This is a genomic window from Bradyrhizobium sp. BR 1433, assembly GCF_051547665.1.
Classification (GTDB): Bacteria; Pseudomonadota; Alphaproteobacteria; order Rhizobiales; family Xanthobacteraceae; genus Bradyrhizobium; species Bradyrhizobium australafricanum.
Genome location: NZ_JBPUGG010000001.1, coordinates 2,185,507 through 2,211,574, shown reverse-complemented (window position 1 = coordinate 2,211,574; position 26,068 = coordinate 2,185,507). Strand labels below are relative to the sequence as shown.

General features: G+C 64.5%; 23 protein-coding genes and 2 pseudogenes. 20 read left to right on the top strand and 5 right to left on the bottom strand.

Annotated elements, in window-relative coordinates; translation table 11 throughout:
- From ACSKB9_RS11195 to ACSKB9_RS11165, 7 genes and pseudogenes are all read left to right on the top strand, one after another.
- Positions 1-1,212: a CaiB/BaiF CoA transferase family protein gene (locus ACSKB9_RS11195; RefSeq protein ID WP_092083034.1), complete on the top strand. Its 1,212-nt coding sequence runs from the start codon at positions 1-3 to the stop codon at positions 1,210-1,212.
- 877 nt (positions 1,213-2,089) lie between these two features.
- Positions 2,090-2,503 carry a hypothetical protein gene (locus tag ACSKB9_RS11190; protein ID WP_438073147.1) on the top strand — a complete coding sequence of 138 codons (414 nt, stop codon included), beginning with the start codon at positions 2,090-2,092 and terminating at the stop codon, positions 2,501-2,503.
- Positions 2,504-2,506: 3 nt separating this feature from the next.
- Positions 2,507-2,770 (top strand): annotated as a pseudogene (locus ACSKB9_RS11185) (helix-turn-helix domain-containing protein); the annotation flags it as partial.
- A gap of 216 nt (positions 2,771-2,986) precedes the next feature.
- Positions 2,987-4,237, top strand: coding sequence for an acetyl-CoA C-acetyltransferase (locus ACSKB9_RS11180; RefSeq protein ID WP_438073145.1), 1,251 nt, complete (start codon positions 2,987-2,989; stop codon positions 4,235-4,237).
- An 18-nt stretch (positions 4,238-4,255) separates the two neighbouring features.
- Positions 4,256-5,038: an SDR family NAD(P)-dependent oxidoreductase gene (locus ACSKB9_RS11175; RefSeq protein WP_038383426.1), complete on the top strand. Its 783-nt coding sequence runs from the start codon at positions 4,256-4,258 to the stop codon at positions 5,036-5,038.
- Positions 5,039-5,058: 20 nt separating this feature from the next.
- The gene (locus ACSKB9_RS11170; protein ID WP_438073143.1) at positions 5,059-5,826 is read left to right on the top strand and encodes a crotonase/enoyl-CoA hydratase family protein; all 768 of its coding nucleotides are present in this window, start codon (positions 5,059-5,061) and stop codon (positions 5,824-5,826) included.
- A gap of 122 nt (positions 5,827-5,948) precedes the next feature.
- Positions 5,949-7,109: an acyl-CoA dehydrogenase family protein gene (locus ACSKB9_RS11165; RefSeq protein ID WP_438073141.1), complete on the top strand. Its 1,161-nt coding sequence runs from the start codon at positions 5,949-5,951 to the stop codon at positions 7,107-7,109.
- A 37-nt stretch (positions 7,110-7,146) separates the two neighbouring features.
- On the opposite strand, the gene ACSKB9_RS11160 is transcribed toward ACSKB9_RS11165, so the two are convergent.
- A complete protein-coding gene (locus tag ACSKB9_RS11160) occupies positions 7,147-7,824 on the bottom strand; it encodes a GntR family transcriptional regulator (protein ID WP_438073139.1) in 678 nt (225 codons plus the stop codon).
- A gap of 143 nt (positions 7,825-7,967) precedes the next feature.
- On the opposite strand from ACSKB9_RS11160, the gene ACSKB9_RS11155 reads away from it, so the two are divergent.
- The 4 genes from ACSKB9_RS11155 to ACSKB9_RS11140 all read left to right on the top strand — a co-directional run bounded on the left by ACSKB9_RS11155 (position 7,968) and on the right by ACSKB9_RS11140 (position 13,462).
- Entirely contained in the window at positions 7,968-9,401 is a 1,434-nt protein-coding gene (locus ACSKB9_RS11155; protein WP_438073137.1) for a molybdopterin-dependent oxidoreductase, read from the top strand.
- Positions 9,302-11,368, top strand: a complete 2,067-nt coding sequence (locus tag ACSKB9_RS11150; RefSeq protein WP_438080160.1) for a molybdopterin dinucleotide binding domain-containing protein — start codon at positions 9,302-9,304, stop codon at positions 11,366-11,368. Before ACSKB9_RS11155 ends, ACSKB9_RS11150 begins: the two co-directional genes overlap by 100 nt.
- A gap of 53 nt (positions 11,369-11,421) precedes the next feature.
- A complete protein-coding gene (locus ACSKB9_RS11145) occupies positions 11,422-12,876 on the top strand; it encodes a short-chain fatty acid transporter (protein WP_438073135.1) in 1,455 nt (484 codons plus the stop codon).
- A gap of 364 nt (positions 12,877-13,240) precedes the next feature.
- A complete protein-coding gene (locus ACSKB9_RS11140) occupies positions 13,241-13,462 on the top strand; it encodes a hypothetical protein (protein ID WP_168856081.1) in 222 nt (73 codons plus the stop codon).
- 9 nt (positions 13,463-13,471) lie between these two features.
- On the opposite strand, the gene ACSKB9_RS11135 is transcribed toward ACSKB9_RS11140, so the two are convergent.
- From ACSKB9_RS11135 to ACSKB9_RS11120, 4 genes are read right to left on the bottom strand one after another with little or no spacing between them, the layout of a single operon-like run.
- Entirely contained in the window at positions 13,472-14,197 is a 726-nt protein-coding gene (locus ACSKB9_RS11135) for a formyltransferase family protein (RefSeq protein ID WP_438080158.1), read from the bottom strand.
- Between the two features lie 38 nt (positions 14,198-14,235).
- Positions 14,236-15,594: a hypothetical protein gene (locus tag ACSKB9_RS11130; RefSeq protein ID WP_438073133.1), complete on the bottom strand. Its 1,359-nt coding sequence runs from the start codon at positions 15,592-15,594 to the stop codon at positions 14,236-14,238.
- Positions 15,595-15,652: 58 nt separating this feature from the next.
- Positions 15,653-16,588: a hypothetical protein gene (locus ACSKB9_RS11125; protein WP_438073132.1), complete on the bottom strand. Its 936-nt coding sequence runs from the start codon at positions 16,586-16,588 to the stop codon at positions 15,653-15,655.
- Positions 16,589-16,592: 4 nt separating this feature from the next.
- Complete coding sequence (locus ACSKB9_RS11120; RefSeq protein ID WP_438073131.1) at positions 16,593-18,002, bottom strand: hypothetical protein; 1,410 nt, start codon at positions 18,000-18,002, stop codon at positions 16,593-16,595.
- Positions 18,003-18,669: 667 nt separating this feature from the next.
- Between ACSKB9_RS11120 and ACSKB9_RS11115 the strand changes: the two are divergent.
- From ACSKB9_RS11115 to ACSKB9_RS11075, 9 genes and pseudogenes are all read left to right on the top strand, one after another.
- Positions 18,670-19,372, top strand: a pseudogene (locus ACSKB9_RS11115) (RNA polymerase sigma factor).
- Positions 19,373-19,512: 140 nt separating this feature from the next.
- Positions 19,513-20,337, top strand: coding sequence for a flagellin (locus tag ACSKB9_RS11110; protein ID WP_438073129.1), 825 nt, complete (start codon positions 19,513-19,515; stop codon positions 20,335-20,337).
- Between the two features lie 63 nt (positions 20,338-20,400).
- Positions 20,401-22,098: a flagellar filament capping protein FliD gene (gene fliD, locus ACSKB9_RS11105; RefSeq protein ID WP_438073128.1), complete on the top strand. Its 1,698-nt coding sequence runs from the start codon at positions 20,401-20,403 to the stop codon at positions 22,096-22,098.
- Positions 22,098-22,541, top strand: coding sequence for a flagellar export chaperone FliS (fliS, locus tag ACSKB9_RS11100; RefSeq protein ID WP_438073126.1), 444 nt, complete (start codon positions 22,098-22,100; stop codon positions 22,539-22,541). The genes fliD and fliS overlap by 1 nt, the downstream gene beginning before the upstream one ends.
- Positions 22,542-22,643: 102 nt before the next feature.
- A complete protein-coding gene (locus ACSKB9_RS11095; protein ID WP_438073124.1) occupies positions 22,644-23,150 on the top strand; it encodes a hypothetical protein in 507 nt (168 codons plus the stop codon).
- A 231-nt stretch (positions 23,151-23,381) separates the two neighbouring features.
- Positions 23,382-24,041: a flagellar hook assembly protein FlgD gene (locus ACSKB9_RS11090; RefSeq protein WP_438073123.1), complete on the top strand. Its 660-nt coding sequence runs from the start codon at positions 23,382-23,384 to the stop codon at positions 24,039-24,041.
- Between the two features lie 19 nt (positions 24,042-24,060).
- Positions 24,061-25,332 (top strand): flagellar hook protein FlgE, encoded by a 1,272-nt coding sequence (gene flgE / locus ACSKB9_RS11085; protein ID WP_438073121.1) that lies wholly within the window; start codon positions 24,061-24,063, stop codon positions 25,330-25,332.
- Positions 25,329-25,583 carry a hypothetical protein gene (locus ACSKB9_RS11080; RefSeq protein ID WP_057020579.1) on the top strand — a complete coding sequence of 85 codons (255 nt, stop codon included), beginning with the start codon at positions 25,329-25,331 and terminating at the stop codon, positions 25,581-25,583. Before flgE ends, ACSKB9_RS11080 begins: the two co-directional genes overlap by 4 nt.
- Positions 25,584-25,602: 19 nt before the next feature.
- Positions 25,603-26,058, top strand: a complete 456-nt coding sequence (locus ACSKB9_RS11075; protein ID WP_438073119.1) for a flagellar protein FlgN — start codon at positions 25,603-25,605, stop codon at positions 26,056-26,058.
- The last annotated feature ends 10 nt before the right edge of the window (positions 26,059-26,068 follow it).

Genomic DNA, 26,068 nt, shown 5'->3' with positions numbered 1-26,068 from the left:
ATGTCGGCTGCGCCTCTTCAGGGATTGCGGGTGGTCGATTTCACTCGCGTGCTGGCCGGTCCGCATTGCACCAAGGCGCTGCGTGACCTCGGCGCCGAGGTCACCAAGATCGAGCCGCCGTCCGGCGACATTGGCCGCGCCGGACTGCCTTACGTCGGTGGTATGGGTCTCTATTTCGTGCAGCAGAACGCCGGCAAGCGGAATCTCAGCATCGACCTGAACTATGTTGAGGGACGCGAGATAGTCACCCGCCTGTGTAGGGGAGCCGACGTCATCGTCGAGAATTTCCGTCCCGGCACCTTGGCGCGGTTCGGCTTCAGCTACGACGACGTCCGTGCCTTCAACCCCGGCATCATCTATGTCTCGCTGAGCGGCTACGGGCAGTCGACCTCCTGGCGCAACCGGCCGGCCTTTGCGCCTACGGTGCAGGCCGAGACCGGCCTGACCTCGATCGTGCAGGACCATTTCGGTCCGGCATTGTCGGAGCCACGCGGCGATTCGTGCAGCCATGCCGATGTCTATACCGGGCTGCAGGGCGTGATCGCCGTGCTCGCCGCGCTCCAGCATCGCAACCGCACCGGCGAGGGACAGCACGTCGACGTGTCGATGGCTGCGACGATGCTGTCGGTCAACGAGCGCGCCGGCGCGATGATGTCGGGGATCGACACCGACGGCGAGCCTATCGCGCTGTCGGCTAATGAGTCGCACATCTTCGAGATGTCCGACGGCACCCGCCTGACGATCGCCGCCAGCCCGATCTATTCGCCGATGTTCACGCGCTACTGCGCGATGATGCGGCGAAGCGATCTGCTGGCCGATGCCCGCTACGCCACCGCCAGCCTGCGCCGGCAGAACCTCGCGCCGTTGCTCGCCGAAATCCGCGCCTGGATTACGACGTTCGAGAATCTCGAGCAGTTGCAGGCGCAAGTCAGTGAAGCCGGGCTCGCGGTTGGGCGCGTGCGCACCGTCAACGAGTTCGTGGAGACCGATTGGGCCAAGGAGTGGAATGCCGTGGTCGAGGTCGATGACCGGGCCGGCGGATTGGTCCGAATGCCGGGCAATCCCTGGATCTTCAGCCGCTCGGAACTGCCGTCGCCCGGCATGCCGGCCTATCAGGGCGAGCACAATGAAGACGTCCTTGGCCAGCTCGATTTTGCGCCCGAAAGGATCAAGGATCTGCAGCACCGCAACATCCTGCTCAGCCGGCGATAGGCGGAGCTTGTCCGGGCATGGCAAAAAGATCGCTTCAATTGGATGGTGGCGGAATCCGACGACATCAAGCGATCCGCTCCGACCTTCTCGGCACTTTCCGCAACGGACATTTCGCGACGCGAGCCCCCCAGGCCGGCACCTAACTGGTTCCAACCCTCTCGCAGTGGAATTGCGGGCGAAAGGAGGCCTTTGACGGGGTATCAGGAGGCGACCTCGCGAGTTTGCCTGCCCGTAGGTAGAAGAGAGGGCTTCGAGAATAGTGGGCTTAGCGATGCAGCAGACCAGTGCCTCGAATTCCCGACGCCTTATCGTTAGTTGGTCCGGACTCGCTCGAAATTTGCCTTGCCCCATTCCGACAAGAGGAAATCAAACTGGAGGTTCAATGCACGCTCTACGAGCGATTTGTCGGAATGACCGTTGATTTTGCTAACAAATCATACGCCTCTTAATCAGCGGGTCCCAGGTTCGAGCCCTGGTGCGCCCACCAAGCTTTCATAGCTTAGGTTCGCCCTCGTAACGGTCATCCCGGCCAGCGGTCGCGTCTGTTCCGACAACCGCTATTGCCTGCTTCCTCACGTCGCTCCCTGATCTCTGTTCTCATGCTTGCGCGTGCGTTTCGCCGCGGCCGGCAAATTGTCGGGCCATGTCCGCTATCGCGTGCGGAATTTCGGTCGCCGCTCGGCCGCGGTCTGATTTTGACGAAGTTCATCACGACAGGTCCGTAATCACTGCGCTGACGGGCGTTGGGGTGAAGGTGCGGGCTGAGCGCGGGGCGCCCTGCGGTGAGGGCGGTTGACAGGGGAGAGCGCCCACTTTAATCAGCTGACTAATTAATCAATTAATTAAAGTCCAAAACCCTAGGGAAAGAATCCGCCTGATGTTGGCCGGCCAGAGTCATCCGAAGCTGCTTGCCCCGCGCGGCCGCGGCTTCACTTGGCTGGAAAACCAGGTGTTCGTGCATTCCGTGCGCAGCGGCCTCGAACAGGCTGAGAATGACCTTGCCGAGCCCGCCGCGCGCTTTGCCCCTCGCAGCGTCGGTGTGATCACCGCGGGCGGACCGAACGCCGGAGCGACCGGCCATCGCGTCAGACCGTCGATCCCGGAACAAGCTGTGCAGCACCGCTGCAATCGCCCACGCGGTGCACGCCGCCGATCACTGCCGCCGAATCCCGCACATCAGTTCGGGCGCGCGAGCGTTGCGCGCCCGGCCATGATGTCGCGGATCGGCGTCTGCCGCTCGAAGCAGAGTGGGCTTCGTTCACCCGTATGGAAAATGAGGAGTGAGGCGTAAACGATGGGACGTCGATCTGAGGTACTGATGGCACAAGAGACCGCCGGCACGGACAACCGGCGCGTGATCCAGGTGGTGTCGCGCGCATTCGACATCGTGCGTTGCTTCGAAGGTCGAAGCATACGCCTGGGAAATCGTGAAATCGCCGATCGCTGTGGTCTTCCCCGATCGACGGTGTCGCGTCTCACCTTGACGCTTACCCAGATCGGCCAGCTGATCTATCTGCCGCAAGAGCAGAAATATGCTCTCGGTCCCCACGCCGCCGCGCCCGGCGCGCCATTGTTTGCGCAGGGTTGCGAGAAGCCTGCCTGCGCCGACGAGCAGCAACTCCGCCAGGTGCCGCGCTTCGGGTACTTCGAAGATCAGCGCAACTCGATTGCCGAGCCGCTTGCAGTGACGCCACACCGTTGACGCCTCGCGGAGACGGTTGGGACTATCGGTGCGGGCGCAAGCTAACGAAACATCCGAAGCAAAGGGAAACGCATGTCTGAAGCATACATCATTGACGCTGTTCGCACGCCGCGCGGCATCGGCAAGCCGGGCAAGGGAGCGCTGTCGCACCTGCATCCGCAGCATCTGGCCGCGACGGTGCTCGGCGCGCTCAAGGAGCGCAACAAGCTCGATACGTCAACCGTCGATGACATCATTTGGTCGACATCGACTCAGGAAGGCAAGCAGGGCGGCGATCTCGGACGCATGTCGGCGCTCGCGGCAGGCTACGATATCAACGCCAGCGGCACGACGCTGGATCGTTTCTGCGGTGGCGGCATCACCTCGGTGAACCTCGCGGCAGCGTCCGTGATGTCGGGGATGGAAGATTGCATCATCGCCGGCGGCACCGAGATGATGAGCTACCAACAGACCCTCGCAGTCGAGCGCTCCAAGGCCGGGCAGCCGGCGCGGATGATGGGTTCGGGCAATCCGGCGCTCGACGAGATTCACCCGCAGTCGCACCAGGGCGTGTGCGGCGACGCCATCGCGACGCGCGAGGGGATCAGCCGCGAGGCCTGCGATGCCCTGGCGCTGACGAGCCAGCAGCGCGCCAAGCGGGCCATCGATGAAGGCCGCTTCGCCAAGTCGGTGATCCCCGTCCTCAACGACGACGGCAGCGTTGCCCTCAATCGCGAAGAATTCCCGCGCCCGGAAACCACTGCCGAAGGACTGGCTTCGCTGAAGCCGAGCTTCGAGCAGCTTGCCGATTTCGACCTCGGTAACGGCACGACGTTCAAGAAGCAGATCCAGCGCCGTTACCCGAACCTCGACTGGAAGGGCGTGCATCATGCCGGCAACAGCTCGGGCGTGGTGGACGGCGCCGCCGCGGTGCTGATCACGTCGAAGGAATATGCCGAGAAGCACGGCCTCAAGCCGCGCGGCCGCATCGTGGCCTATGCCAACCAGGGTGACGACCCGACTCTGATGCTCAACGCGCCGGTCCCGGCGGCCAAGAAGGTTCTTGCCAAGGCCGGCCTGACCAAGAACGACATCGACGTCTGGGAGATCAACGAGGCCTTCGCGGTCGTTGCCGAGAAGTTCATCCGCGACCTCGAGCTGGACCGCGAGAAGGTCAACATCAATGGCGGCTCGATCGCGCTCGGCCATCCGATCGGCGCGACCGGATCGATCCTGATCGGCACGGCGCTCGACGAGCTCGAGCGCAGCGGCGGCCGCTATGGCCTGGTCACCATGTGTGCCGCCGGCGGCATGGCGCCCGCCATCATCATCGAACGCATGTGATCGCGAAAGGATATTGCCATGAAACTCGATTCATCGGTCGCCGCCGTCGTCACCGGCGGCGCTTCCGGCCTTGGTGCCGCCACCTCGCGCGCGCTGGCTGCGCAAGGCGTGAAAGTCGCGATCTTCGACTTCAACGAAGAGAAGGGTGAAGCCATCGCCAAGGAAATCGGCGGTGTGTTCTGCAAGGTCGATGTCACCTCGGACGAGCAGGTCGATGCGGGCTTTGCCAAGGCCCGCGCGGCGCATGGCCAGGAGCGCATCCTGGTGAACTGCGCCGGCACCGGCAACGCGGTGAAGACCGCCGGCCGCGACAAGAAGACCGGCGAGCCCACCCACTTCCCGATCGACGCCTTCAACCGCATCATCCAGATCAACCTCGTCGGCACATTCCGCTGCATCGCCAAGTCGGCGCAGGGCATGCTGTCGCTGGCTCCGCTGGAGCACGGCGAGCGTGGTGCGGTCGTCAACACAGCCTCGGTCGCGGCCGAGGACGGCCAGATGGGGCAGGCGGCTTATTCGGCCTCGAAGGCCGGCGTTGTCGGCATGACCCTGCCGATCGCGCGCGACCTGATGGCCGAAGGCATCCGCGTCAACACCATCCTGCCGGGCATCTTCAACACCCCGCTGCTGCAGGGCGCACCGGAAAACGTCAAGGCCGCGCTCAGCGCGTCGGTGCCGTTCCCGAAGCGTCTCGGCATGCCGGAGGAATATGCGCAACTGGCGCTGACCATGATCACCAACGGCTACTTCAACGGTGAAGATGTCCGTCTCGACGGCGCCATCCGCATGGCTCCGCGTTGAGCGATCAGGAGACCAAAGCGATGTCCGAAGAAACTCCGGTCCTCACTGAAGTCCGCGGACCGATACTGATCATCACCCTGAACCGGCCGGAAGCGAAGAACGCGGCCAACCTCGCCCTCTCCAAGGGCGTGGCCGCGGCGATCGACCGGCTCGACGCCGACAATTCCCTGAGCGTCGGCATCATCACCGGCGCCGGCGGCACATTCTGCTCGGGCATGGACCTCAAGGGGTTCCTGAAAGGCGAGCGGCCGTCGATCCCCGGCCGCGGCTTCGCCGGCCTGACCGAGGCCCCGCCGAAGAAGCCGCTGATTGCGGCTGTCGACGGCTACGCGCTCGCCGGCGGGATGGAGATCGCGCTGTCGTGCGACATGATCGTCGCCAACCGCAACGCGAAGTTCGGGATCCCCGAGGTGAAGCGCGGACTTGCGGCAGCGGCCGGCGGGCTGATCCGCATGCCGCGCCAGATGCCGTTCCGCGTGGCGATGGAGTTCGCATTGACGGGCGAGTTCTTCGGCGCCGAGCGCGCCCATCAACTCGGCATCATCAATCGCGTGACCGACGGCCCGGCGCTCGACGCCGCGCTTGAGCTCGCGGCAGCGATCGGCGCCAACGGCCCGCTCGCCGTCAAGGCATCCAAGCAGGTGATCGTCGAATCCCGGCTCTGGCCGGAAGATGAGATGTGGAAGAGGCAGCAGGAGATCGTCGGTCCTGTCTTCGTATCCGAGGATGCCCGCGAGGGCGCGGCTGCCTTTGCCGAAAAGCGCGCGCCGAACTGGAAGGGCAAGTAGGGCATCGCCTGTTTCGATGACGGGGCGTCGGTTTTGATTGAAGCAGAACCGACGCTCCAATTTTTTGTACCGGAGCCTCGACACATGCCGGCGGTTTCCATGACAGCGCTATTGGGTGATTGATGCGCAGCTTTACCGAAGACCAGGTCATTTTCCGCAACTCCTACCGCAAGTTCCTCGCCAGCGAGATCACGCCTCACATGGAGGAGTGGCGGGAAGCCGGCATCGTCGACCGCGGCGCGTTCAAGAAGGCCGGTGACCTCGGCTTCCTGATGATCTGGCCCGAGGAAAAATACGGCGGAATGGGCGACGAGGACTTCCGTTACGAGCAGATCATCATCGAGGAGACCGCGCGCTCGGGCTGCAAGGGCTGGTTCAACACGCTGCACAGCCGACTGGTCGGTTCTTACTTCAAACGCTTCGGCACCGAGGAGCAGCGCGACCGGTTCCTGCCGAAATGCGTCAGCGGCGAGACCATCCTGGCGATCGCGATGACCGAACCCGGCGCGGGCTCGGACCTCGCCGGCATGCGGACCACGGCGGAAGACAAGGGCGATCATTTCCTGATCAATGGCTCGAAGACCTATATTTCCAACGGCATCAATTCCGACGTGGTGATCGTGGCGGCCAAGCTCGCGGGCGCCGAGAAGAAGCATGCCATGGTGCTCCTGATCGTCGAGCGCGGCATGGAAGGTTTTGAGCGCGGCCGCAATCTCAAGAAGATGGGCATGCCGGCGCAGGACACTGCCGAACTGTTCTTCAACAATGTGAAGGTGCCCAAGGCCAACGTGCTGGGAGAACCCGGCAGGGGCTTCTACTATCTGATGGAAGGCCTTGCCGAGGAGCGGCTGATCTCCGCGGTCGGATCGATCGCCAACGGCCGCAAGGCGTTCGACATCACGCGCGCTTACGTGATGGACCGCAAATTGTTCGGCCGGCCGCTCGCCGAACAGCAGAACGCCCAGTTCCGCATGGCGGAGATGGATGCCGAAATCGATCTCGTGCAGGTCTATGTCGATCACTGCGTGGCCGAGCACAATGCCGGACGCCTGACCAGCAACATGGGCGCCAAGGCCAAGATGATGTCGTCGGAGGTCGAGTGGAAGATGCTCGATCTTGGCGTCCAGTTGCACGGCGGCGCGGGATACATGGACGAATATCCGATCAGCCGCATGTTCACCGATGCACGCGTCAATCGAATCCTCGCTGGAAGCTCCGAAGTGATGCGGCTGATCATCGGCCGCGATGTCTTCTCGGAGCACTACAAGAGCATTCTGGACTAGCCGGTCACCATCACCGCCTAGCTGCCTCCGCTCCGCGTCAGCCGCGGGCCTGCCGCAGTGGTTCGCGCGCATGCTCCTTCGAGCGCAGCAATGCATCGACGAAGATCGGCTCCCAGGAGCGGATGTGAGTGCGCAGCAGGGTGGTCAGCGCCTCGGTCTCGCCGGCGAGCGCGAGCTCGATCAACCGGTAGTGCTCAGGCACTGACGCTTGCTGCCGCTCGTGGCCGGCGCGGGAGCTGATGCCGTAGAGCCGCATCTTGTCGCGCAGGCCCATCACCGTGTCGGTCAGCAGGTCGTTGCCGGCGGCCGCGATGAACTCGCGATGATAGTTGCGGTCGGCTTCCAGATCGAGCTGGACGTCGTCGGTCTCCACGGCCCTGGCGATCTGGTCGGCCCAGCCGCGCACGATTGTTAGATCCTTCGGCGGATTGGTGGCGACCAGCACGGCGGCGTGCAGCTCGAGCACTTCGCGCATGTCGAACAGGTTGCGCAGTTCGATCAGCGTCGGCTCGACCACCTTGAAGCCGCGGTTGCGCATCGGCTCGACCAGACCGCCGCGGCTGAGCTCGAGCAGTGCTTCGCGCACCGGCGTGGAGGAGACGCCGAGGCTCGCCGCGAGACTCGGCACCGAATACATCGTGCCCGGAAGGCTCTGCCCGGAAATGATCTCGGCCCGCACCCGCTGCAGCACCTGTTCTCGCAAATTCTGGTCCATCGGTGGTCGTGGCCGCCTCTCGCTGGGAACTCCGATTCGTCGCTGATTATTACTTAGCCTTGACGCCGCCGGTAGCGTATGACGTAAATGTGTAACGCATTACAAGAATGCGTCACAAGGGGCGATCGGATAGTGAGACGGCGGTGAAACAGCGGCTACCCGGCTATTGCACGCTTTGTCGCTCGCGCTGCGGTGCCGTCACCGTGGTCGAGGATGGGCGCCTTGTCGGCGTAGAGGTATTGAATAACCACCCGACCGGCGGCGCGCTTTGCGCCAAGGGCAGGGCGGCGCCCGAAATCGTCGCCAGCCCGCGCCGTCTGACCGTCCCGCTGAAGCGGACCCAGCCGCGCGGTGCTGCCGATCCGGGCTGGGTCGAGGTGTCGTGGGACGAGGCGTTGACCGAGATCGCCGAGAAGCTCGGTGCGATCCGCGCCGAGAGCGGCGCCGAAGCGGTGGCGTTCGGCGTCACTACGCCGAGCGGCACGCCGATGGTCGACAGTTTCGAGTGGGTCGAGCGCTTCATCCGCGGCTTCGGCAGCCCCAATCTGATCTATGCGGTCGAGATCTGCGGCTGGCACAAGGACTATGCGCACGCGCTGACCTTCGGCCGCGGCATCGGCTTTCCCGATTACGACAATGCCGATGCGATTATCCTGTGGGGCCACAATCCGGCGCGGACCTGGCTTGCCCAGGCAACGCGGATCGCCGATGCGCGGCGGCGCGGCGCCAAGGTCGTGGTGATCGATCCCAAGCCGAACGGCTCGGGGCAGCAGGCCGATCTGTGGCTGCGCATCCGTCCGGGCGCCGATGGCGCGCTCGCGATGGGGGCGATCCGTCACCTCATCGCGACCGGCGGCTTCGATGCGGATTTCGTCAACGCATGGACCAATGGATCGCTGCTGGTCGATCGTGCGACGGGACGCTTCCTGCGCGCCGACGCATTGTGGCCGGATGGCGCGCCGGAGGCTTTCGTTCGTCTCGATGCGTCGGGCGCGCCCGTGCCTTGCGACACCCGCTACGCGCCGGAGAGCTGTGGCCAGCTGCGTGGCGCGCTGCAGGTCCGCACACGCGACGGCCGGCTGATAGCGGCGGCTACCGCGTTCGAACTGCTCGTCGAGCGAGCCGCGCCATACACGCCGGCGCGCGTCGCGGAGCTGACCTGGCTTCCTGTCGAGGACGTCGACGCGTTCAACACGCTGCTCGCTCGCCGGCCGCGGCTCGCCTACCATTCCTGGACCGGCGTCGGCCAGCACACCAACGCGACCGCGATCGAGCGCACGATTGCAACGTTGTATGCGCTGACCGGCGCTTGCGATCGGCTCGGCGGCAATCGCTGGCCGGTGCCGCCGCCGACCGTGCCCTCAACGACTACAACATCCTTTCGCCGGAGCAGCAGGCTAAGGCGCTGGGCATTACTGAGCTGCCGCTCGGCCCGCCGGCCAAGGGCTGGATCACGGCGCGCGACTTCAGCCGGGCCGTGCTTGACGGCGAGCCCTACCGGGTGCGCGCGCTGGTCGCCTTCGGCACCAACTTCGTCGTCTCGCAGGGCCATTCCGAGCGTAACCGCGCCGCGCTGAACGCGCTGGAATTCCAGGTTCATATCGACATGTTCATGAACCCGACCGCGGAGAGCGCCGATTTCGTGCTGCCGGCCAGCACGCCGTGGGAGCGCGATGCGCTCAAGATCGGATTTGAGATCACGCAGGAAGCTGTCGAGACCGTGCAGTTTCGCCCGCGCATGGTCGAGCCGGTCGGTGAGGTCAAGGCCGATTACGAGATCGCCGCCGCGCTCGCGCTCAAGCTCGGGATGGGCGACTTGTTCTTCGGCGGCGACATCAAGGCCGGGTGGAACTATCAGCTGGCGCCGCTCGGCATCGGTGTCGAGGATCTGCGCGACCATCCGGAAGGACGCCGTTTCCCGCAAGTCTTCCGCGACGAAAAATACGCCGTGGCGCGCGAGAACCGAACGGTTGCCGGATTCGCGACGCCGACGCGCCGCGTCGAGCTTTATTCCGAGCTGATGCTGGGGCACGGGTATGATCCCTTGCCCGACCACGTCGAGCCGGTCGGCAGCCCGCTCGCGGCAGCGCCGGACGCACGCTTTCCGCTCGCGCTCTCCACCGCCAAGAGCGGCTGGTTCGTTCACTCCTCTTATCGGCACGTCGCCTCGCTGCGGCGCAAGTCGCCCGATCCGGCCGTCGAGATCAGCCCGCAGCTCGCCGAGCGGCGCGGCCTTGCCGAAGGCGACTGGGCCGTGGTGGAGACGCATGGCGGTGCCGTGCGCCTGAAGGTGCGTCTCAATACGGCGCTCGACGATCGGGTCGTCGTCGCCGAATTCGGGTGGTGGGAAGACTGTCCGCCGCTCGGCCGCGAGCGTTCCGCGACGGCAGGCATCCACACCCGCAACATCAACGCCGTGCTGCATGACGATGCGCGCGATCCGGTCAGTGGCTCCGTCCCGCTGCGCGCGATCGTCTGCGATATCAGGCGCGACGGCGTCGCCTGTCGCGGCCTGTGGAGCGGTCAGCGGCGTTTCACGGTCGGCGCGCGTCGCGCCGAGGCGGATAATGTCATCGCGCTCAACCTGCTGCCGCTTGACGATGGTCCGCTGCCCGACTTCCTGCCGGGCCAGCACGTGATGGTCTCGCTGCCCGGCGCAACGCAGGCACGGGCCTATTCGCTGACCGGATCGGGCGATCGGCCGGATGTGCTCTCGATAGCGGTGAAGGGGCGCTTCTTCAATGAGGCGCCGAGTGGCGATGCGCCGTTCTTCATGCCGGATCGTCTGCACCGTCTTGCCGTCGGAGACGAGGTCGTGCTGGAGCCGCCGGGCGGCATCTTCACGCCGCCATTGAAGGGGCAGCGGCCGCTGATCTTCCTCGCCGCCGGCATCGGCATCACGCCGTTCATCAGCCATCTCGAAACGCTGCAACGGATCGCACCACGAGATCGCGTTGGCGAAATCCTGCTGCTCCACGGCTGCCGCAGCAGTCGGGAGCATCCGTTTGCCGAGCGGCTTGCGGAGCTGGAAGCCGGTATTCCGGGGCTGAAGCGTGTGACGTTCTATTCCGCGCAGTTCGCGCAGGACCCGATCGACTCGCATGCGTTGCGCAAGGGGAGGGTTGATCTCGGACAGGTCAAGCCGCTGTTGCCGCGCCGGCCGCTGGTCTACATCTGCGGCTCGCCGGAATTCGTTGCGGCACAGATCGAGGCCGTGACGGCGCTTGGCGTGCCGCGCTTCGACATTTTCGCCGAAAGCTTCGTGTCGCCGCCGTCGGTACCGAGCAATCTTGCGCCGCGCACCGTCCGGCTTGCGGGCAGCAAGCAGAGTTTTTCCTGGGGGCCGGAGCAGGGGACGCTGCTTGATGCGGCGGGTGCGGCGGGCGTCGCGCTGCCGAGCGGCTGCCGTGTCGGGCAATGCGAAAGCTGCGCGGTTCAGGTCGTCGATGGCGAGTTCACCCATCTCGGCGCTGTCGATGGCAGTGAGGGACAGTGCCTTGCCTGCCAGGCCGTGCCGCTGACCGATCTCACGCTCGCGCTTTGATGACGAAACCCGATTGAAGGCAGTAACCGAATTACCGGAAGGGGATCAGATTGATGACGAATGCAACGCACGATCAAACCGTGAGCTTACGAAAACCTGTCGCGGACAACGTCATCGCGCGATTTTCGCAAGCCCTGGTGGCATTCGCGGAGCGCTGGTTTCCGGATGCCTACGTCTTCGTCCTGATCGCGGTGATTGCGGTCGCAATCGGCGCGATCCTGCATGGCGGTTCGCCGCTCGCCGTCAGCCGCGCGTTTGGTGACGGGTTCTGGAACCTGATTCCCTTCACGATGCAGATGGCGCTGGTCGCGATCGGCGGCTATGTCGTGGCGATGTCGCCGCCGGTGGCGGCCGTGCTGGCGCGGCTCGCCAGCGTGCCGAAGACCGGGCGCGGCGCCGTGGTCTTTGTCGGTGTGCTCAGCATCTTCCTGTCGCTGCTGAACTGGGGCCTGAGCCTGATCTTCTCCGGCCTTCTGGTGCGCGAGATCGCACGGCGCACCGACATCAGGCTCGACTACCGGGCGGCCGGCGCCGCCGGCTATCTCGGGCTCGGCTGCGGCTTCACCCTCGGCATCACCTCCTCGGCCGCGCAGCTGCAGGCCAATGCCGGCAGCATTCCGGCGTCGCTCCTGCCGATCACCGGCGTGATCGGTTTCTCCGAAACCATCTTGACTTGGCAGAATATGGTCACCGTCGTGATGGTGACCGTCGTGTCCGCGGCGATCTGCTATTTCACGACGCCGGCGCCCGATCAGGCCAGGACGGCAGAAGACCTCGGCGTAGCGCTCGGCGATGATCGCATCGAGGCCAGGAAGCCGGCGCGTCCGGGCGACTGGCTCGAGTTCAGCCCGCTGCTGACGATCCTGATCGCCGTGCTTGCCGCCGGCTGGTTGTGGCAGACATTCCAGTTGGGCAATCCGTTGATCACGCTGTCGGGCCTCAACACCTATAATTTCGTCTTTCTCATCCTCGGCATCGTGCTGCACTGGCGACCGCGCAGCCTCATCGAGTCGTTCTCGAAGGCGATGCCGAGTGTCTCCGGCGTGCTGTTGCAGTTTCCGTTCTACGCCGGCATTGCGCAGATCCTGACCAAGGTCCCGAACAGCAGCGGCACGACGCTGTCGGACACGATCGCACACTGGTTCGTCGGTGCCTCCAGCAATTCCACCGTGTTTTCGTTCCTGGTCGGAATCTATTCGGCGCTGCTCGGCTTCTTCGTGCCATCGGCCGGCGGAAAGTGGATCATCGAGGCGCCCTACATCATGAAGGCGGCCAACGACATCGGCGCGCATCTCGGCTGGACGGTGATGGTCTACAACATCGCCGAGACGCTGCCGAACTTCATCAACCCATTCTGGATGCTGCCGCTGCTCGGCATCCTCGGCTTGAAGTCGAAGGACCTGATCGGCTACACCTCGGTGCAGTTCTTCATCCATTTCCCGATCGTGATGCTGCTGGCGGCGATCCTGATGGCGACCTTCACCTATCACCCGCCGATCCTGCCCTGAGCGACCATGGCCGGGCACCGGGATGCACGGTGTCCGGCCAATTCAGCGCTCCACGACCGTCACCACCAAAACTGTGCTGTTTTTCCGCTGGCCGTGAATGAGGCGTCGCGCCGGGCTCTTATCTTTGGTCAGCCATTTCATTGACCGCCGCGCGGTTCGGCCGGATATTGATGCGCGATATCCGTGTCGTCCAAGGCCCCCGCAATGAGACATGACCACCGCAGCTTGATGTGCGACATGCGAAGCCGCATGCAGCATCGCTGCGTCTCAGCGGCGACCGGCGTCTGTTGTTGTTGATCGCTTCGACAAATCCAAAGCATCCGACAATCTGACTGGAGCGCCGTCATTCGGCGATCGAACACGCATGTCCCAAACCCAAATGTCCCAAGCCTATGTCATCGAAGTATCGGATCGCACCGCTGGCATCGTCGTCAGCGATAGCCGCGGCTTCTGCTTCTTCTCCTCCGACCGCGCCTTTGACGTCCTCGACGGCGGCTATTTCGGCTCCGCGCGCGCCGCGGAGCGTGCTGTGAGGGCGCACTTGCAGCAGCGCCGCGAGGTTCGGGGCCGTGCGACGCGCGGTTGAGGCCGTGTCTCAGGAGGCCGCGGCGAGCGGCGGCGAGACCACCTGCGGCGCCCCGGGCGCCTGCGTGGTAGTCGTTGCCAGCTGGAAGCGGATGCCGTGCAGCGAGCAGGTCAGCGGGATGTCGCGAAAGTCGTCGTGGAAGGCGCGGATCCGGCGCGCCAGCTCGCCGGCGCTGATGCCGGCGGGAAGCTCGCACATCTCGCGGTACATCCGCCGCGTGCTCTTGATTCCGCACCAGGCGATCTCCAGTTCCGCCAGCGGCATGGGATTGCAGGCGAGATCGCGCGACATCCGCCAGAACAGATGGGCAAGCCGCACATAGGCGATCTGTTCGAGCCCGCGCACGCTGATCTTGTCGGGAATGATGAAGGTCTCGACCCCGACGATCGGGCCGGAATCGACGCGCGCGGCCATCACATGGGCCGTCGCGCCGAAGGTGCGGGCACCGTCATAGAGCGCGAAATGCGCCGGCGCCCAGCCGGGATATTGCGGCGGGCCGGGATGGAAATTGTAGGCGCCGTGGCCGAGCGCCGCCAGAATGTGCTCCGGCACGATGACGCTGGTGGTGAAGGCCAACAGCCGGGCCTCGCGCAAGACCTCCGGCTCGATCGCGGCGAGCTCGTCGGCCGTTACCGCGCAGCGGAATGACAGCGCCGGATTATGTGCCTTCAACAGCTCGGTAAGCGCGAATTGCTGGTTGGCGACGCCGGTAAGAAGGATGATTGTCTTCACGATGTCGATGTCCTTCCCTTGCTCTGTCTTCCCAGCATTCATCAGCCGCGCTGCCCGGCCATCACGACGACGCTGCCGGCATCGCGGGACTGGCCCACGGTGCGGAACAGGTCGGCCGGCAGCGTCTGCCACGGCGCGATCTCGATGATGCGGTTGTTTGCGCTTTTCGCGGCCGATTTCGCCGCGCGGATATCGTCCTGCCAGGGGCAGAGTGCGAGCTCGAGCCGGCCGAACCCGCCGCAATCGGCTGCGAACGCGCCGGTGACCGCCTCGATGCTGGCAGCCATTTCGCGCGCGTCGCTGGCCGCGATATCGCGCATGATCACGGTGATCGCATCATTCGAGGCCGCCTGCGACCGGATCACGATCATGGCGTCACGGCCGCCGCTGCGGCTGGCGCGCCGCGCGGCCCGCATCGCGACGCCGAATTCGGCATCCGGTCCAAGATCGCTGCTGTCGGTGGGCAGGTCGTGAACGACCGTGGTGTGGCGGGGCGTGCCGGCGTCTTCGGCCGGAGCGTGGTATGAGCGCGGCAGCCAGACGGTGTCGAGCGCCATCTGTGACGATGTCAGGCTCCAAGCCTGGTCGAGCAGATAGCCTTCCCAGACCGCGGGATAGGCGCTCGCGATGTGATGCCAGTTGCGCAGCACCGCTTCGGCGGCGGGCGAACGGGCGAGATAGAGGGTGCGCGCCGACATTTCCCACCGGTTCCATTTGTGAAGCGCGATGTCGCATGCGAGGGACGACGGCAGCATTGGCGGCTCGCTGAGGACTGCGTCGGCCTCGATGAACAGCAGCGGCTCGCGATGCTGCTCCCACATCCGCAGCAAGAAGGCGGATTTCTCGGCTGCGCGCATGTGCTCGCCGTCTGCGGTGTCGATCGGTGCGATATCGCAGGGGATCCGAAATTCGGCCAGCTTGTCGCGGAGAGCGCGGGCATGGTCGTCGCCGCAAGCGCGGGGATAGCAGGAGACCACGCGCAGCGATGCCTCGGACCTTGAGCCTTGCTCGGGCGCGATCGGGCGCCAATTGAGGCCGCCCCACCACATCTCATGCGGGCCATCGAAGCTCGGCCCGATCGTTCCGAAGTCGGTCAACTTGGATTTCAGGAAGTCGAAGGCGGGATTCTCGCCGAAGGGGACGACGACCGCGCAGTCGGTGCGAAGCGACCGGTAAAGCATCTCGGCGGCGGGGCCGCTCGGCGGCTCGACGAGGATGATGACGCCATGGTCCCTCGCCGGCGCCGAGCCGGCCTGATGGACGACCGCGGGTCCGAGCCGCTCCGACAACCATGCGAGCCGCCGGCGCTGCGCCGCGCTCATCCGGATGCCGTTCGCCGCCAGCAATTGGTCGAAGTTCGTCTGCAAGCCGTCCGCTTGCGCCGTGTCAACAGACATCATGCCCGCACTACCCCTCGTTAACCTTCTACGTGCGGGGCGGCCGGATCAGGCGGACAAATCAGCTGTCGTTGTTCGTTGTCGGCATGCCTCTGGCGCTGCGCCAGGTCAGTGTGGCCGAAGCGGCGCCGTTGCCGTCGCGGTCCGCGACCGCAAGGATGCGGTCGTGGTCGAGGGCAGTCAGCGCGACCGTGTAGATGGCGACGTCGTCTTCGAAGCCGTCGACGGGGATGAGCAGCATGCCGTCGTCACTGGTGGCGCGGAAGTGACGGCCGCGCCGTTCGAGGCCGACATCGATGAGCCGTCCCTCGGCGATCGCTGTCACGTTCGAACCCTCGGCGGCTTTCGCGGCGCTCTCGCCATATTGGACCGTGATGCCGTGGAGCATCCCGTCGCGGGTGAGCTTGGCCAGCGGCAGCACGATAGTCGCGATTGCCATCCGGCGCGACAGCGGGATCCGCAGGCGAAGATCGCCGAGCCCGGTGTGATAGACGCTGATCGCCTCCAGCGACGCCTGGCCGTTCCGCTCGAACAGACCGACCTGCAGCGTCCCGCACAGCGCTTCGCCGAACACGCTAGCGGGCAGGCGATTGGCGCCGAACAGCGTGTAGAGATAGGCATGCGACGGCGACAGGGCGGCAAAGCTGCCCGCCAGCCACATCGGGGGCGCCGGAGCCGTGCAGGCGGTCATGAGGCCGCGGGCGATGATGCTATCATTGACGAAGTCGGCATCGAGCAATGGCGCCAGCGCCGGGGTGCCGAGATTGACGTCATGCTTGATGCCGCCGAGCAGCGCGAGCTCATCATCGTCCGGCAGCAGCAGGAGGCGGCCGAGCACGGCGGCCGTCCAGCGCGCCGCGACCGCGGGGGCGGCATCGGGCTGCAATCCGTAGCGTGGTGCCAGCTCGCGGGCGCGCGAAACATAGGCCAGCGTTCCGGATTGCACCTCGGTCGCCAGCGCCAGTTGGGCGGCCGGGCGCTGATCACCCTCGCGCAATACCTCACCGTCGCGATAGTCCCGCGCCGATCCTTCGGTCGAACAGCACCAGCTGCTCCAGCAATGCGACGTTGCGGATCAGCATGCGCTTGACGTGCGGCGTGACGACGCGATCAGAGACCAGGCCCTCCGCGGTGTCGTCATCGGAGATGCCGTCGAAGGCATCGTCAAGCGTCAGCAGATAGGCGCCGTGCAGGCGGATGCGGATGCCCTCGCGATCGAAAATTCGCCGCAACGACTTCTGCACGCTTGCGGAATAGCCGAGGTCGACCAGGATCAGATCGGTGCAGCCATCGAAATCCCGGATATGCGCGCGAAGATAGGTCAGCAAACGGGTCCGGACACCGGCAGCGATATCGGTGATCTCGCGCGGGTCCATCAGATCGGGCAGGGCGTCGGCGAGTTCGCGGCCGCTGGCAATGCCGTCGGGATACTGCGCGAAGAACTTCATCACGGCGGGCGGCTGCACCTTGACGATGTCGATAAAGGTCGCCGCGTCGATCTTGACGACCCGGCTCAGCAGCTCACAGAGTGGTTCGAGCGTATCGGCAGACCCGACCAGGCTGACGCGACGATTGATCTCGATATAGGCGCCGGTCTCGCCGTGGTTTGCCTGCCAGACGCGATGCGGCAGCAGGCCGTCGCGGCCGAGGAAGCAGACCGCAACGCGCGCGCCCTCGCGAGCAAGCGCGCTGCGCCGCGCGGCAATGAATGCGTCGAACGCCGCCATCACGGGGCCGAGCACGGTCACGCCGAGGTCGAAAGCGGGAGAATGCTCCGCGCTCTTCGCCGTCACCGCGCGCCGCAGCGTGCGGGCGCCGCAATCGAGCCGCGACGGCTGATCGGGACACAGCAATTCGAAGATCGATGCTTCGCGTTGAAACTTGGAAGCCAGCGCCGCGCCGGCCTGCGGGTAGTAGCGCGGACGGATGCCGTGACGGCGCGCGCCGTTGACATCCGCGGTGTGGTTGTCGCCGACATGGAACGAGCTTGCCGCGTCGATGCCTTGCTCGGCGAGATAGGCGTCAAACAGTGCCTCGCTCTTGCTGCTGCCGTGATCGCAGGACGCATAGAGGAAATCCCAGCTCAGCCCGGGACTGCAGGAACGCAGCAGCTGCGCGAGTTGGTCGGTGCTCCAGTAGGTGTCGGAAATGAAGCCGACGCGAAAACCGCCGCGCTTCATGTCCAGATATTGCTCGAGCATTTCGGGATTGGCGCGGCACAGCTCGAGCTCGGTCTCGAACTCGATCTGCGCGAGATCCTGCAACGCATCGCGGCTCAGGCCGAACAACCTGAACGGAAAGTATTTGTAGATGTCGGCGATGCGCACTTCAGTTGAGCCGCACCGCTCCTGCGATACTTTGCGCGCCCGCGCCTCCGCCTGGATTCGATGCTGAACGAAACTGGCGGACATGTTCGGAAATTTTTCAGCAATGCAGGAACGCTGAAAAACCCCTTCAAATACGCCATCCGGCGTCGTGCAGGCGCGCAACAGAAATGTATCGAAAACATCGAATGAACATGCAGAAACATTCTGCGCTCGACGCGTCGCGTCGACCGTCATGATTGTCATGCGCAAAATTCCCGCCAGTCCTCATGCGTTGAACGCGCGCGTGAGACAAATCAGGCGCGACAGTTCAAAAAAGTTGATGCGGGATTCGAAAACGCGCGCTTCGCGACTGACAGATTCAAAAAATCCGATAACGTCGAAACAGTGATTCGGAAAAAATTGCCTAGTCGCAATCGTCGAATGCAAGATGGCGACCAACGGCGGTGAGTCACTCGCATGCTCGGCGCATGCATGGGTTCGCGTGGCGTTAGTTGGTGTGACAACAGCGTTTTCCGACGCGACGATCTCTTCCGCGGAAATGCGAGGCGATGCTGAACGACTGCTCCAAACTCCGTCGCATTTTTCCCTGCGCCTACGCGCAGCGGCAGCTTTTGCCGGGCGATCGGCAAAAACATCCAGCTAAGCATTTGAAAAATAACGAAAAAAGTTCGCCTGGTTTGCTGGGCCCCTCCGTTCAACGCTCAGAAGCCGCATGGAATGTGTGCCAGCGGCGTTGGTTGGAGAGCGGCGGATGAGTTACGCGCTTGATATGAGGGCACCGGCCGAAGTGGAGGCCACGCCGGCCGCGGTTGCACCGGCCGAAGTGGCTGCTCCGTGGAGCAACGTCCCCACCGTTGCCGATGCGGGCCCGCTCGACACCGTCGAGATCCACGACGAAGACAAGGAATTGCTCGACCGCCTCGCCGCCGGCGACGAAACGGCGTTTCGTGCTCTGGTCGAACGCCACGTCGATCGCGCCTACGCGATCGCGCTGCGTATCGTCGGCAACGCCGCCGACGCCGAAGACGTCGTGCAGGACACGATGCTGAAAGTGTGGACCCATCGCGGCCGCTGGCAGCATGGCCGCGCCAAGTTCTCGACCTGGCTCTATCGCGTCGTCAGCAACCGCTGCATCGATCTGCGCCGCAAGCCGCGCACCGAGAATGTCGATGTCGTGCCCGAGGTCGCAGACACCCAGCTCGATGCCTCCGCCGTGATCGAGCGCAACGAGATCGGCAATCTGCTGGAGGTCGCGATGCAGCGCCTGCCCGAGCAGCAGCGCGTTCGCAGTGATCCTGTCGTATCACGAGAACATGAGCAACGGCGAGATCGCCGAGGTCATGGACACGACCGTGGCCGCGGTGGAGTCGCTGTTGAAGCGAGGACGGCAGCAGCTGCGCGAGATGCTGAAGCGGCACGAGCGCGACCTGCGCGGCGCGTTTACCGACTGCTAACCATAAATTCCAGCTTCTGAAGATTTTGCGCCTGACCACCGGCGGCTGGCCCGTTTGATCGGGCGGACGGGGGCTGGATCCGCGTCACCTCTCTTTTTCACGATGCGGCATGCCATGCCCCATCAGCACAGGAGCTACTCATGCCGGCAATCTCCACCAACACCGCCGCGAACTCCGCGGTCCGTTACCTCAACATCAACTCGCAGCAGGAAACCAGCGCGCTGTCGAAGCTGTCGAGCGGCTCGCGCATCACCTCGGCTTCCGACGACGCGGCCGGTCTTGCGATCTCGACCCGCATCTCCTCCGACATCACGACGCTGCAGCAGGCCGCCACCAACGCGGCGCAGGCGACCTCGATCCTGCAGACCGCCGACGGCGGCGCCTCCAACATCTCGGACATCCTGGCCCGCATGAAGTCGCTGGCTTCCGAGTCCGCCTCGGGCACCGTGGCCGATTCCAGCCGCGCCTACATCAACTCGGAATTCACGCAGCTCAAGGGCGAAATCGACTCGATCGCCAGCGGAACCCGCTACAGCAGCCAGAGCTTGCTCGACGGTTCGAGCGTGTTCTCCTCGGGCGTCTCGGTGCTGGTCGGTTCGACCTCGGCCGACACCATCACGATCACGCTGACGAGCCTCACGGCCTCGTCGCTGTCCGTGACGTCGCTCGATGTGTCCAGCCTGTCGAGCGCCACCAGCGCGATGACGGCTCTCGACACCGCGATCGACAAGGTTTCGTCCGCACGCGCCGAGATCGGTGCTCAGGAATCCCGCTTCAACTTCAGCGCCAACTCGATCTCGACCCAGACCCAGAACCTGCAGTCGGCCAACTCGGCGATCAAGGACGTCGATATCGCCTCCGAGCAGGCGACGCTGTCCTCGGCCGAGGTGAAGACCCAGGCCGCGGTCTCCGCTGAAACCGCGGCGAACCAGATGCCGCAGTACCTGCTGAAGCTGCTCGGCTAATTCGAAAGATCGATCGGGCCGGCATGATGCCGGCCCGGTTCCTATCGCGGCGGAAGTGTCGACATGACGGTTAGCAGCGCCACCTCGAGCACATCAAACACGACGTCGACCAGTTCTGCCAGCACGGTGACAACGACCGGCACGACCAATTCGACCAGCATCGATTGGGATGCCCTGATCGAGGCCGAGGTCAACGCCAAGCTCGCAGCGGCGACCTCGATCACCACGACGATCACCGCGAACCAGGCCAAGATCACGGTCTATCAATCGCTGCAGACCGAGCTGTCGACGCTGGCGACCGGGTTGTCGTCGCTCAGCACCTCGATCATCAATTCGATTGCCACCAACGCGTTCGCCACCCGGGCGGCGACGATCTCGTCCACCGGTGACGTCAGCGCCTCGTCGGCGCTCAACATGAGCGTCAACAGCGGCTCGGCGACCGGCGATCACACGCTCCAGATCACCCAGCTCGCAACCGCGCAGAAGGTGATCGGCTCCTCGCAGTCGAGCAGCTCGACGGCGCTGGGCCTCTCCGGCACTTTCTCGCTCGGCCTGTCCGGCGGCACCAGCACGGCGATCTCGATCACCAGCGGCATGTCGATGCAGGATATCGTCGACACCATCAACGCCCAGACCTCGACCACCAATGTCCAGGCCTCCATCGTCCAGGTGTCGAGCGGGTCCTACGAGATGGTGCTGACGGGGACGCAGGACGCCGCTGACATCGCCTATTCGTCGACGTCGGGCGATAACATCCTGAACAAGCTCGGCGTCACCGACACGTCCGGGGCGTTCACCGACGTGCTGCAGAAGTCGCAGTCCGCGGAGTTCACCCTCGACGGCATCGCGCTCACGCGGAACACCAACGACATTTCCGACGTCCTGTCCGGTGTCACGTTCGACCTGCTGCAGCCGACGCCGAGCGGCACCAGCCTCAACATCAGCATCGAGACCGACACCAGCCAGATCACGTCAGCGCTGCAGACCTTCGTCACCAACTACAACGCATTTCGCGACCAGGTGATCGCGCAGTCGGCGCAGAATTCCGACGGCACGGCCGCGTCGAGCGCGGTGCTGTTCGGCGACAGCACGATGCGCGATCTCATGACCCAGCTGCAGCAGGTGCTCAGCGGGACGGTCGGCGGCATGACGATGGCCGATCTCGGCCTGTCCTTCAATGAGAACAACGAGCTCCAGCTCGATACCGGAACGCTGTCGACGGTGCTGACGCAAAATCTCGCCGGCGTCACCCAGCTGCTGTCGGCGCAGACCACCACTTCGTCCAGCCAGCTCAGCGTGGTCAATACCGGCACGTCGCCGCAATCCTTCACGCTCGACCTCACGGTGGACTCCACCGGTACGCTGACCGGAGCCTCGGTCGGCGGCGACAGCTCCGGCTTTTCGGTGGTCGGCAACACCATCATCGGCAATTCAGGAACGATCTACGCCGGTATGGCCTTCACCTATACGGGCTCGACCTCGCAATCGATCACGGTGACATCGTCGTCCGGTTTGGCGACGCAGCTCTACCAGCTCGCGCACACCAGTTCCGGAACCAGCGGTCAACTCCAGACCATGATCACCAACTTGCAGTCGCGCGACACCGACCTGCAGTCCCAGGTCAGCGACATTCAGAGCAATGCGGCGACGTTCAAGGCTCAGCTGCAGGTTCAATACGCCAATTACCAGGCGGCCATCGAAAGCGCGAACAATACGCTGGGCTACCTGAAAGCACTCCTAGACGCATCATCGAGTAACTAATGACCCAGAACGCGACCGCCTACCACGCCAACAATGCCTATCGATCCGCCGCGGTGGCGGTGCCGCCGCTGAAGGCGGTGGTGATGCTGTGCGACGGCGCGATCACGCTGTTGCAGAAGGCGCTGGAAGCGCACGAGGCGAAGCGCTTCGAAGAGGGGCACATCTATCTGACACGGGCGACCGCGATCCTGCGCGGGCTGAGCCACAATCTCGATTTCACCCGTGGCGGCGTGATGGCCGATCGTCTCTACCGCACCTATAACGCCCTGATCATGGCGTGCCTGCGCTCCTATGGCCGGCCGCAGGCCAGGGAGAATTTCCGGCGCATCATCGCGAGCCTGGCGGAACTGCGCGACGCCTGGAAGTTCGTCGAGGCGACCGCCGGCAAGGCCGCCAAGGCCAGGGCACTCGACATGACGCTCGAATCAGCCGCCGGCCGCTGAGCCCGGAGAGGGCCGCGAATCACCCGACGAGGGCGCTTAGCCGGCGCAGCAAAGGGCCTGAGCGGGCGCCCTGGTTGGGAAAATCGCCGCCCGGCGAGCGCCATGCTGGACCTGATGCGACAGCGGCGGAAATTGATTTCCGCCGTCCCGCGAATGCTTTATGACAGCCTTGGCGACGAGGCTGGATCTGCGCGCGCGATGGACGTTGCGACATTCGAAGACCTGATCGACCGGCTGGGGGAGGATCTGTCCCGCTGGCCCGACGATCAACGTCTTGCCGCCGCCCAGCTCCTGGCATCTTCGGCCGAGGCGCGGACGCTCTACGAGGAGGCGAGTGCGGTACGCCGCGCGCTCGCAGTGCCGCCGGTTCGCGCACCCAAGGGTCTTGCCGACCGCATCGTGACCGCTGCGGCGAAATTGCCCCAGAAGCCCGCTTCGGGGCCGGCCCCGGCTGACGATCAGCCGAACGATGCACAAGCACCGGGCCAATCCGCACAGCAAGGCAAGGTGCTGCCTGCGCTGCTGCTAGCCCTCTGCCTGTTGCACGCATTGACGCCGCCGGCATTGATGCTCGGCGAGCCGGATCTGCCGATCAGCCTTTCGCTCTAAAACGCTGCGCATTTGCCGTTGCAGCTCTCCGCGGGCTCTCGCGGCGAGATGCACGCCTGCGAGCCATGAACCTGCAACGGACACGGCAAATTCTGCCGCTTCATCAAGTGATTCCGGTGGATGAATCCGCGCCTGAAATCGGCGCGTCATCCGTTTTATCTGCGAACGACATCACGACCCCAATGTTCCACCGCGTTCCGTCGCGCATCCCGCGGCGAAGAGAGCCTTGTCATGACCGTCTCCTCGGCAACCTCTGCTGCAACCTCCACCACGTCGAGTTCGTCGTCGAGCGCGTCGATGGGGATGAGCTCGACCGATTTCCTCAACCTTCTCGTCAGCGAGCTGCAAAACCAGGATCCGCTGAACGCCACCAGCACGACTGACTTCATCAACCAGCTCACTTCCTACGCCAACTTCACCGAGCAGCAGTCGACCAACGCCAGCATGACGTCGCTGGCGAGCTCGTTCTCGAGCCTCGTGACGCTCAACTCGGTCAACTATATCGGCCACACCGTCGAGGCGAAGACGAACACGGCGGAGCTGACCAACGGCTCGGCGACCTTCGGCTACTCGCTCACCTCGGCTGCGTCCAATGTCGCGATCACGATCCAGGACTCCTCGGGCAACACGGTGTGGAGCGGCAAGGGGACCGGAACCACCGGCTCCAACACCTTCACCTGGAATGGCCAGACCTCCGACGGGACCCAGCTCAAGGACGGCGGCCAATACACGATTCAGGTGACCGCGACCAACTCCGCCGGAAACTCGCTGCTCAGCTACACCACGATGACGGGAACGGTGACCGGCATCGATGCCTCCGGCTCGACGCCGTCGCTGCTCGTGAACGGCGTCCCCGTCAGCGCCGCCAACATCATCGGCGTCACGTCCTGATTGCTTCCGGAGTAATCTCATGAGTCTCACTGGTGCTCTTTCCTCGGCGATCTCCGCGCTCAACGCGCAGAGCCAGTCGCTGGCAATGATTTCCGACAACATTTCCAACGCCGACACCACGGGCTACAAGACCACGTCGGCGATGTTCCAGGATCTGGTGACCGCGTCGAACAGCGCCACCTCATACACGTCCGGCGGCGTCACGGTGTCCGGCCGCGCCAACATCACCCAGCAGGGCTTGCTGTCCGCGACCACCAACGTCACCGACGTCGCGATCCAGGGCAGCGGCTTCTTCGTCACCACCAACGCGACGTCCGGCGGCACCACTTCCTATACGCGCAACGGCGCGTTCACCACCGACAATCTGGGCTATCTCGTCAACAACGGCAATTACCTCGAGGGCTGGCGCACCGACGCTGACGGCAACATCGTCGGCAATGCCTCTGCCGCGAGCCTCGGACCGATCAATACGCAGGTGGCTTCCACCAGCGGCAGCGCCACCACCAAGACCACCGTCGCGGCGAACCTGCCGGCCGATGCCGCCGTCGGTGCGACCTTCAACAGCTCGATGACAGTCTACGATTCGCTTGGCACGGCAAGCACGATCCAGATCGATTGGGAAAAGACCGGCGACAACACCTGGAAGGCCAGCTTCGAACAGCCCAAGCTCGCATCGGACTCCACGACGGCCAGCGCCGGCGCGATCACCGATACGGTGGCGATCACCTTCAATAGCGATGGTTCACTCAAATCGACGGTGCCGAGCCCGCCGACCATCTCGGTGACCGGTTGGACAGACGGCGCGGCCGACAGCTCCATTACGCTCAATCTCGGTACGGCCGGCAAGACCGATGGCCTCACGCAGTATTCGTCGGGCGAGACCACGCCGGCCGTCGACCTTACGAGCATCACGTCGGACGGTCTGCCCTATGGCAAGCTGAGCAGCATCTCGATCGGCAAGGGCGGCGTGGTCGACGCCACCTACTCCAACGGGCAGACGATCGCGATCTACAAGATTGCGGTCGCGACCTTCAGCGACCCCAACGGATTGAGCGCGGCTAGCGACGGCATGTACTCCGCGACGGCAGCTTCCGGCAACGCCACGCTGCAGACCTCGGGCACCAACGGCGCCGGCACGATCTACGGCAGCGAGCTGGAGTCGAGCACCACCGATACCAGCGGCCAGTTCTCCAACATGATCTCGGCGCAGCAGGCCTATTCGGCGGCCTCGCAGGTGATCACCACAGTCGACAAGATGTTCGATACGCTGATCTCGGCGGTGTCGCGATGATGACCGAAAAGCAAAATGACCGCTTGCTGGTCAGGCTTCAGCGGCTGAAGGCGAAGGCCGCTGCGGTCCGGCCGGACGATCGCGCGCAGCTTCGTGCGTTGCTCGACGATGTCGGAACGTTGCGGGACCAGCTAATGCGCGAATGCGCGCGGCTCGACCATGAACTCAACCGGGCCGCGGTCCGGGTAACTGCAATCACCGCGTACGGGCGCAGCGCACAATCGGTTCGCGCCCTGCGTCGCGGACACTAGCTTGAACGGGAGCGATGACATGACACCGGAACGCAACATCAAGATCAATCCCGCGGGAAATGACGAGCGCGCAAGGTCGTTGATCGCGCTGATCGACAATCTGATCGCGATCGTGAACGAGGACAATGTCGAGCTCGCCAAGGGCTTGCCGGCCTCGCGACTGAAGCAGGTCGACGAGAAGCACCGCCTTGCCACCCTGTTCGAGCAGTGTGTGGCGGAGGCGGTCGGCAAGACGGCAAATCTCAACGTTCAGGATCGCGTGCTGCGCGAGCAGCTGATGGACCGGATCCTGAAGCTGCGCATGGCGATGGACGAGAACGTGATGCGGCTGCGTGCGGCGATCGATGCCAGCAATCGCAGGATCGAGGCGATCATGCAGGCGATCCGCGAGCAGATCGCCAACGTATCGCCTTATGGCGCCGGCGGCCGTCGCGTCACGCCGGCGATGTCCTATGGCACCAATGTGCGGGCCTGATCGGGCCGGC

Bases quoted from the DNA above. Each gene is read 5' to 3' on its own strand.
- ACSKB9_RS11195 (WP_092083034.1), top strand. From the start codon at position 1: ATGTCGGCTGCGCCTCTTCAGGGATTGCGGGTGGTCGATTTCACTCGC.
- ACSKB9_RS11190 (WP_438073147.1), top strand. From the start codon at position 2,090: ATGTTGGCCGGCCAGAGTCATCCGAAGCTGCTTGCCCCGCGCGGCCGC.
- ACSKB9_RS11180 (WP_438073145.1), top strand. From the start codon at position 2,987: ATGTCTGAAGCATACATCATTGACGCTGTTCGCACGCCGCGCGGCATC.
- ACSKB9_RS11175 (WP_038383426.1), top strand. From the start codon at position 4,256: ATGAAACTCGATTCATCGGTCGCCGCCGTCGTCACCGGCGGCGCTTCC.
- ACSKB9_RS11170 (WP_438073143.1), top strand. From the start codon at position 5,059: ATGTCCGAAGAAACTCCGGTCCTCACTGAAGTCCGCGGACCGATACTG.
- ACSKB9_RS11165 (WP_438073141.1), top strand. From the start codon at position 5,949: ATGCGCAGCTTTACCGAAGACCAGGTCATTTTCCGCAACTCCTACCGC.
- ACSKB9_RS11160 (WP_438073139.1), bottom strand. From the start codon at position 7,824: ATGGACCAGAATTTGCGAGAACAGGTGCTGCAGCGGGTGCGGGCCGAG.
- ACSKB9_RS11145 (WP_438073135.1), top strand. From the start codon at position 11,422: ATGACGAATGCAACGCACGATCAAACCGTGAGCTTACGAAAACCTGTC.
- ACSKB9_RS11140 (WP_168856081.1), top strand. From the start codon at position 13,241: ATGTCCCAAACCCAAATGTCCCAAGCCTATGTCATCGAAGTATCGGAT.
- ACSKB9_RS11130 (WP_438073133.1), bottom strand. From the start codon at position 15,594: ATGATGTCTGTTGACACGGCGCAAGCGGACGGCTTGCAGACGAACTTC.
- ACSKB9_RS11120 (WP_438073131.1), bottom strand. From the start codon at position 18,002: ATGTCCGCCAGTTTCGTTCAGCATCGAATCCAGGCGGAGGCGCGGGCG.
- ACSKB9_RS11110 (WP_438073129.1), top strand. From the start codon at position 19,513: ATGCCGGCAATCTCCACCAACACCGCCGCGAACTCCGCGGTCCGTTAC.
- fliD (WP_438073128.1), top strand. From the start codon at position 20,401: ATGACGGTTAGCAGCGCCACCTCGAGCACATCAAACACGACGTCGACC.
- fliS (WP_438073126.1), top strand. From the start codon at position 22,098: ATGACCCAGAACGCGACCGCCTACCACGCCAACAATGCCTATCGATCC.
- ACSKB9_RS11095 (WP_438073124.1), top strand. From the start codon at position 22,644: ATGCTGGACCTGATGCGACAGCGGCGGAAATTGATTTCCGCCGTCCCG.
- ACSKB9_RS11090 (WP_438073123.1), top strand. From the start codon at position 23,382: ATGACCGTCTCCTCGGCAACCTCTGCTGCAACCTCCACCACGTCGAGT.
- flgE (WP_438073121.1), top strand. From the start codon at position 24,061: ATGAGTCTCACTGGTGCTCTTTCCTCGGCGATCTCCGCGCTCAACGCG.
- ACSKB9_RS11080 (WP_057020579.1), top strand. From the start codon at position 25,329: ATGATGACCGAAAAGCAAAATGACCGCTTGCTGGTCAGGCTTCAGCGG.
- ACSKB9_RS11075 (WP_438073119.1), top strand. From the start codon at position 25,603: ATGACACCGGAACGCAACATCAAGATCAATCCCGCGGGAAATGACGAG.